Source organism: Microvirga tunisiensis, from assembly GCF_009296175.1.
GTDB lineage: Bacteria > Pseudomonadota > Alphaproteobacteria > Rhizobiales > Beijerinckiaceae > Microvirga > Microvirga tunisiensis.
Map to the genome: position 1 here is coordinate 1 of NZ_VOSK01000304.1, position 7,162 is coordinate 7,162.

At 58.9% G+C, this 7,162-nt stretch carries 5 protein-coding genes; 1 reads left to right on the forward strand and 4 read right to left on the reverse strand.

The genetic code is table 11. The annotated features are described in order from the left end of the window. Window positions 1-593: 593 nt before the first annotated feature. The 3 genes from FS320_RS34645 to FS320_RS34655 all read right to left on the reverse strand — a co-directional run bounded on the left by FS320_RS34645 (window position 594) and on the right by FS320_RS34655 (window position 5,025). Window positions 594-1,424 carry a hypothetical protein gene (locus FS320_RS34645; RefSeq protein ID WP_152716922.1) on the reverse strand — a complete coding sequence of 277 codons (831 nt, stop codon included), beginning with the start codon at window positions 1,422-1,424 and terminating at the stop codon, window positions 594-596. Between the two features lie 346 nt (window positions 1,425-1,770). Then, a complete protein-coding gene (locus FS320_RS34650) occupies window positions 1,771-2,331 on the reverse strand; it encodes a transglutaminase-like cysteine peptidase (RefSeq protein ID WP_152716923.1) in 561 nt (186 codons plus the stop codon). 423 nt (window positions 2,332-2,754) lie between these two features. Further along, window positions 2,755-5,025 (reverse strand): EAL domain-containing protein, encoded by a 2,271-nt coding sequence (locus FS320_RS34655; RefSeq protein WP_152716924.1) that lies wholly within the window; start codon window positions 5,023-5,025, stop codon window positions 2,755-2,757. Window positions 5,026-5,802: 777 nt separating this feature from the next. On the opposite strand from FS320_RS34655, the gene FS320_RS51050 reads away from it, so the two are divergent. Continuing rightward, window positions 5,803-6,030 carry a DUF6894 family protein gene (locus tag FS320_RS51050; RefSeq protein ID WP_152716926.1) on the forward strand — a complete coding sequence of 76 codons (228 nt, stop codon included), beginning with the start codon at window positions 5,803-5,805 and terminating at the stop codon, window positions 6,028-6,030. A gap of 431 nt (window positions 6,031-6,461) precedes the next feature. Here FS320_RS51050 and FS320_RS34670 read toward each other — a convergent pair whose 3' ends face one another. After that, on the reverse strand, window positions 6,462-6,725 hold the full coding sequence (locus tag FS320_RS34670; RefSeq protein ID WP_152716927.1) for a hypothetical protein: 264 nt from the start codon (window positions 6,723-6,725) through the stop codon (window positions 6,462-6,464). Window positions 6,726-7,162: the final 437 nt, after the last annotated feature.

Genomic DNA, 7,162 nt, shown 5'->3' on the forward strand with positions numbered 1-7,162 from the left:
TAGCTCACTAAGCTGCTGGCCGTTGTCATGCCAGCCAATCGATCTCCGGGAACAAGCAGAACAAGCGGTTGTCGGCTCATGGAAATACCTTGTACGGAGCGTGCGGAGACGCCCCCTGAAACGGAAAAGTTGTTTGGAAATCGCACGCCCGGAAAACCATCACAGGGCCTGTTGAGCCATCGTCGGACAACAGGGTTAATGGGAGGTTAACCTGGCTCAGTGCGCAGACGTCCTGTGCGAGAAGGTTGGATTTTCCGCCAAACCCCACCTACCGGATAAGGTCATCCGGCAGGTGGTAAAGCCGCACTCTGCTGAGAGCACCTGAACACCGGCTTCAAGAGAGCTATTGCAGCATTAGCGCCAAAGGAATCGACAGGAGGACGTTGCCCTCAGGTGTCGGTGTCAAAGAAATGTGCCAACTCAAAACCTTCTTTCATGCTGCTTCCACTGAAGCGGTGAGGGGCAATGTTCTAAAAGTGAGAACCCTTGGCTGATTGAACCGCCAAGGGTTTTCGCAGGAGCAAATCGCTGACGAACAGCCTTGGAAGAATGGCCGAACCACAGCGCATCAGAAACCGCAACCTATTGGACGCTCAGCGCCTTCCGCCGTTGCCGTTGCCGCCACCGTTTCCACCAGAGTTGCCGCCGCCACGACCGCCATTACCGTCGCCGCCTCGACCTCCAGCACCGGCACTGCCGTTACCACCGCCCGGATTGGACGGATCGGTGCCCTTCACGTCGGTGCTGGTGTTGTCGGCAGGTTCGGACCCGTTGCCGAGGCCGTTGTTGTTGCCCGGCCCCTGGCCGTTTCCATTCCCCGGTCCATTGCCATTGCCCGACCCAGCACCATTACCATTGCCGCCGGAACCTGCCGACCCGCGGCCGCCGCCGCTCGAACCACTGGCCGTGCCGCCACCGGCGCTTGCGCCACCTGCTGATGCTCCCCCAGAGGCGTCTCCGGCGACAGCACCGCCACCGGCGCTTGTGCCACCTGCTGATGCTCCCCTAGAGGCGTCTCCGGCGGCAGCGCCGCCAAAGCCGCTGTTTCCAGAGGAGCCACTGCTCGCCACCCCGCCGGCGTTGCTTGCTCGACCCGAACCGGAGCCAGTCGCCCCGACCCCAACCGAGTTGGATCCGGCGTTGGACACGCTGCCGGAACTCAGCACGCCGCGCGATGTGATCGAGCCTGTCGCTGCATCGCTGCGATCATTGAGGTTCAGCAGACGCTGCGCCCGGGGGAGAATGGCACAGCGGCAGACCTCCTGGCCTTGGACGATCCGCAGGCGGCAGTTGCCGTACATGGATGCGTTGGCGACGGCAGGTTGACACTGCTCGCCCGACCTCACGACTTGGGCTTGGGATGCAGCCGACGAGGCCAGGAACAGGGTCATCGCAGACAAAGCGAGAGCGTGCGAACGCTTCATGGTTCACCTTACAAGAGACTAATGATGGAGGCTGATCGCAGAAGAGCGGCTCAGGTTGCTAGATTACGCCCGAGCAGGAACATGGTTCCGACACATTCCTAGAAATATTTTCAGAAGATGTGTGGATATACCTGCGTCTGTTAACGGATAGGCAATCTTTATACCTACGCGCACCTTGGCTTTAGCCTGTCCGGTGACAGCGACCCAAACAAAAGCCCCTGATAGTCTTGAGCTATCAGGGGCAAGCAATACTCGATGGACGGCGCTTCTCTGACCCAAGAGGCCACAATCCCGCAACGAAATTATAGGCGGCTCAGTTCCACGGCTTGCCTACAATGGTAGCCGGTCAGCCGCGCGGTCTGCGAAGCCCGGCCTGCGCCACGGGCAGGCTGCGGGCAACGGGAAGGTCCACCGTCGGCTCGCTGGTTCTTGCGCCCGAAGCCGAAACCCATCCACGTCCCGACTGGCGCGAAAGGAAAGTATGGCTTGTCTGCGAGGGCGGCAGGATGGACGGGGTGAGATTGTCGAGGACGTACTCGCCGCTGGCCGTCGCCACGACCAGCACCGCATGAGCCTCGCCGGATGAGGTCGTACCGACCGAGATCGACAGCGCCGAGGCTGGCCACCCCTGCTGCATGAGCAGTTTGCGCTTCAGCAGCGCGAAATCCTCGCAGTCGCCCCGGCCACTCGTCGGAAGCGTCCAGACGTCCTCGCGCCCGTACTGGTCCATGTCGGACACTTCGACAATGGTGCTGTTCACATGGCTGTTGATCTGCCGCAACTCGGACATCCGCTCCGGCGTAACGGCTACGCGGGCAGCAGGCTTGGCCAAGACCGGAATGGAATGAAGCGCAACCGCCATAGTAAGCACAACGCCACCGGCCAAGCCGCGCCAGATTGAAATCATAGGAATGTCCCCAACAAATTTGGTTCAGGCCGGCATTTTCGTCATCCAGCCAGTCTGTCTTGTTAGGGACATATTAACTATGACTCTTAGCCTAGAATGAGGCAGCACGGCAGCAGCATCTTCGGCTGCCTGCCCCAGAAATCGCGACGAGGTTGGATGAAGATACATTAACGGACGTTACTCACTTCTCTACGGAGGGTGTTCCAACCCGTGACGAGTAGGAGCTGCCTTCAGTTCCGGATCGAACTCCCAAGGCCATCCTCCATCAGAACGGAGGGGCGCTCACCCACACCTGCGGAAGCTTGGCGGATTTTACCATCGTGCCTATAGTGCTGATGAAAAGAGCAGGACCGGACGTCCGTTCACCACAGCGATTTTTAGGGCAGAGATCCGCGCGACAGGCTCAGACGCAGGTGGGGCACCTCAAGACATCGGCACCCGCTCCGACAGAAGTTTTCGGACACGGTGGGGAGTCACAAGCAGGTCCGCTACTTCATCCTCCGGAATGGCCCGCGAGAACAGGTAGCCCTGCAACTCATCACAGCCCATCGCAGCAAGGGCTTGCCACTGATCCTCCGTCTCAACTCCCTCTGCCGCTACAGTCAACCCCAGCGTATGTCCGAGAGCCACGATAGCTGTAATGATCGCAGCCGAGTCCTCATCTGCGGCATGCCCTAAATGCTGGGTGAAGGAGCGGTCGATCTTGATCTTATCGACTTCGTACTGCCGTAGGTAGCTCAGGCTGGAGTATCCTGTCCCGAAGTCGTCTAGAGCGATCCTGAAGCCTGCAACCCGCAGCGTGTCCAACGCGCCCCGTGTAAATTCATCATTCTCCAGCAGCGTGCCCTCAGTGACTTCCAGTTCGATTCGGTGCGGGTCGGCACCACACTCACGAACGATCTCGATGACCCGTTTCGCGAACTCGCTCGACCGAAACTGCACCGGTGACAAGTTGACAGCAACGAATAGATGCGGCCATCGGCGCGAAGTCGCACAAGCCTGACGTAAGACCCACTCGCCCAAGGGCACAATAAGCCCTGTCTCCTCCGCGACGGGAATAAACTGGTCTGGCGTGATGAGGCCGCGCGTCGGGTGCTCCCAGCGGATCAGAGCCTCCAAGCCAATCATAGGATCACCAGCACCTGCAACTTGGGGCTGGTAGAAGACCTTTAGTCCTTCCCCCGACACGAGTGCCGTTCGTAGTTCCTCCTCGATGATGGCGCGGCGCTTGATCGTGTCGTCCATGGGCCTTGTGAAGTAGCGGTGGCAGTCGCGGCCTTCGTCCTTGGCGTGATAGAGAGCGATATCCGCCTTTCGCATGAGTTCGGCACGATCCAGTCCCGCCTCTGGCGCCAGGACAACACCGATGCTGGCACCGACAAACGCCTGGCGGCCGAGAAGGTCAAACGGCTGGCGCACAGCCTCGAAAATGCGGGCACAGAGTGCGTCAACATCGTGCCGGTCCTGTATTCCTGTCTGCACTATCGCGAACTCGTCACCTCCTAGACGGGCGACGGTGTCAGTGGAACGGACCAATCCAGAGAGCCGGCCAGCAAACTCGCGGATCAGGGTATCACCTGCCACATGACCGAGCGTATCGTTCACCTGCTTGAACCGGTCGAGATCGAGGGTTAGCAGCGCCAGCCTGTCGCCGCGTCGTGTGCGAACGAGGGCCTGGTCAAGCCGTTCATCGAACAGGCTGCGGTTTGGCAATCCTGTCAATACGTCATGCGATGCCAAATGCTGGGCGTGGGCCTCACTCGCCTGAAGCTCCAGCATTGAACGCCGGAGCCAGCGGACGAGCAAAGCCATCATCATGACCACGGCTGCAAGAACGAGGCCGGCAATGGGTCCAAGGATCCACAGGATCTTCGTGCCCGGCAGTTCCGGTGCCCAGATAAAGTAGCCGAACGGATGGCCTAGGTCGCTCGTGAGCGGCAGCGCCTTCTCACCAGACGCCGTCGTATCCAATCGCGACAAACGCACGCCGTCGATGAGGTTTCTCTCGGAAAGCTCCCTCAGGAAATCGCTGTCGAGGAATCGAACCGACACAATGACGAACTCACTGCCAGGCTCTTGGGTGACAGCCTCAGTCGATGGCATGAACTTCATCGCGCTGGCTGCCGCTGGTCGGCCAAGTACTTCCAGAAAGTGGGCGTCAAACTCGACCTTGTCGCCCGAACCGGCCACGCTGGCTGCTTGCCCTAAACGACTGTGGTTCTGCCGGTTCTGTTCGGCGTGCACCGGATCACGCACACCGTCGATCAGGGCTTGCAGGTCAGGCTTCACCCGGAGGAATTGGTCCGCCGACGCACGCTCCCCGTCCATCATCGCATAGACCGGCGCGTTGCGCGGGTCCAGGATGTAGACCTGATCGTGTCCAAAGAGCTGGTGCAACCAGACACCAATCTCCTCATTCACCCATTGCCAGTTGGTCGAAGGGCTGTGCAACTCCTGCACGGCTTGATCCCAGACGGCGATGGTCTGCTGCTGTTTGCTGAGTTCATAGACGCTGCTGTTGATCGCGTGGCGGGTCGTGCGGATCTGGCGGGCGACCGAGATACTGTCACTTTGATGGGCTGCGATGAACATTGCAGCGGCGGAGAGCACGATAGCGGCCAGCGTCACAGCGCCGATTGGAAGAAGGAACCTGGTCTCGAACCGGGAGGCTGAACGGGAGGGGGAGCGGAACACGCTAGGGCCTCAGCAAGTTTATTGCTTCTTCTGTCTTCTATTCGGCAAGGCATTAACATTTGCGCCGTGGCCTATGATCACAGGAAAGTACTCTGCGATTCCTCCCTCGTTCGTCACCAAAGCCTCGCTTGAACCATGAAGAGATAATTGTCGGACCGTATTACGCGTTTGAAGCAATATTACTACCTTATTGTCATTTGGGGCTGAGCCCCGTCATGAGACTATTTCCCTTTGCTGGGAGCAGAGACGAGGGACAGCACAGGGACGGACGAAGAAATCGAGGTTGTGGCGGAAGAACTGGCCAAGGCGGGAGGTTTGTCATGGTATCCAGGGCGCATCCAGGGACCTATCTTGCGGGTCGTAAGTGACCGCTACAGGGATCGAACCAGAGTGGCGATTGCGGCCCTGGAGTGCCTGAGAGCAAGCAAACAGGGCTTCAGCGCACCAAAAGAAGCTCCGGCTTTGGAAACTCCCCTTACTGATGGACCATACAGGCGAGCTGGGAGTGGCCTGCAGGTCGGAACTGTTGTTGTTTACCGTCCACCAGGAGACAGGAGAGCCGTACCCTGCCGGATTGAGAACCTGGAGGAAGGGCGTGCCTATCTGGTGCCTTTCGCGAGGCCGGACATTGGCTGGGTGGCCTTGGAAACGTTCCAGCCCTCGTCTGTCGGTTGCCTTACCAGAGATGAATAGAAACCTATAAGGATCAATTCATTCATAATTCATCGGAGGAGGGCTAATCAGCTCTAGCCAGTTACCTGAACTGGGGGACTCCTGATGCGCTGCTACTTCCACCTTGTGAACAGTCATGAGGAGCTGATCGATGATGAAGGGGTAGAGGTCTCGAATCTTGAGAGTGCCAAGACCCAAGCTTTGACGGCCGTCAACGAGCTCCGGCGAGAATATGGTGGCGTCATTGAGGACTGGAGCGGGTGGCACCTAAACATCGTCTGCCCTGAAGGAACCCTTCTCCATTCCTTTCCTCTCGCTACGGCGCTGCATTGATCCAGCGCTCATCAGTGCCCCGCTCACCTGGGTGCTTGACCTGATCAGAGCTTCGGGCAAATTAGCTTGCTGTTGCGGGGAAGAGCCCATGCAGGGGTTCATCATTATAGCTGCTGAGCGTGAGTGGCTCGTCCGCTCAGGCCAACGTCGGGTCCAATCCATTAGAGATCGGAACACGGCAATCTGTGCCGCAGTTTTGGCTGCTCATGCGTCAGAACACCAGGGACCAAATCCCAGGTCATCATCGTCACGGAAGGTGACGAAGCTTACCCGCTCTGGACCTCGGGCATCGATGGACTTTCCTGCGATGTGAAAGACGCACAAATAGCTCTTGAGCTTGTCTGTCTCGGTGGAGAGCAGCCCGGAGCAGCACGGGTCATGAACAGCAGGGCTGCTTAGTCCCACACCCGGAAGGCTCGTCCGGCCTCGTTTTAGGACGGACGAACCCTGTCCTTTGTCCATCTCGCCTGGTATTGGCGGATGATCTCGCGCAGGGCACTGGCTTCGTCGTTGAGGCCCCGAGTAGCATACGAGGCGACAACATCGGCAAGCTGCCGGACGATCTGCTCCGGCGTTTCGCCCGCATCCTCAAGGGATTTCAGGTGCGCCCGTGCGGCTGACTCAAACTCGTTGCCAGACAAATTCTCTTGAACGGCGATTCGGAAAAAACTTTCATGAACCATGATCTGCCTCAATGCACAGCCTTCTGCGGACTGTCGCGTTTCCAGCCTGTTTGAAGCTCAGGATCGGCACAAGAGGCAGATTTCTGACAAAACGACGCAGCCAGGGAACCTGTTGGCCGAGCTCACGTTACCCCGGGTTTAAATGTGGGCTGCACTCCGCCTGCCATTTTCAGTGTCAGATTTCAGCGTATGAGCGTTTCAAACCCTTTCTCTTTGAAGGCTACCGCCCACTGGGGCGAACTTGCCGCCAAAATTGATGAGATTGCCGAGCGGGCCGGTGTCCCTGCTCGTGAAAGGCTCACCCTTGAGACCACGCTCGCTGCCCTCCCTTGGCGGGAGCGGCGACGGTTAGGGCTGATCTTGGAGGGAGTACGGATGCAAGCCACCAGTGAGGACCTTCGAGTTGCCGTCGACAAGATGCACGGTCTGGCGAGGTCTGGACCAGCGGG

Bases quoted from the DNA above. Each gene is read 5' to 3' on its own strand.
- FS320_RS34645 (WP_152716922.1), bottom strand. From the start codon at position 1,424: ATGAAGCGTTCGCACGCTCTCGCTTTGTCTGCGATGACCCTGTTCCTG.
- FS320_RS34650 (WP_152716923.1), bottom strand. From the start codon at position 2,331: ATGATTTCAATCTGGCGCGGCTTGGCCGGTGGCGTTGTGCTTACTATG.
- FS320_RS51050 (WP_152716926.1), top strand. From the start codon at position 5,803: ATGCGCTGCTACTTCCACCTTGTGAACAGTCATGAGGAGCTGATCGAT.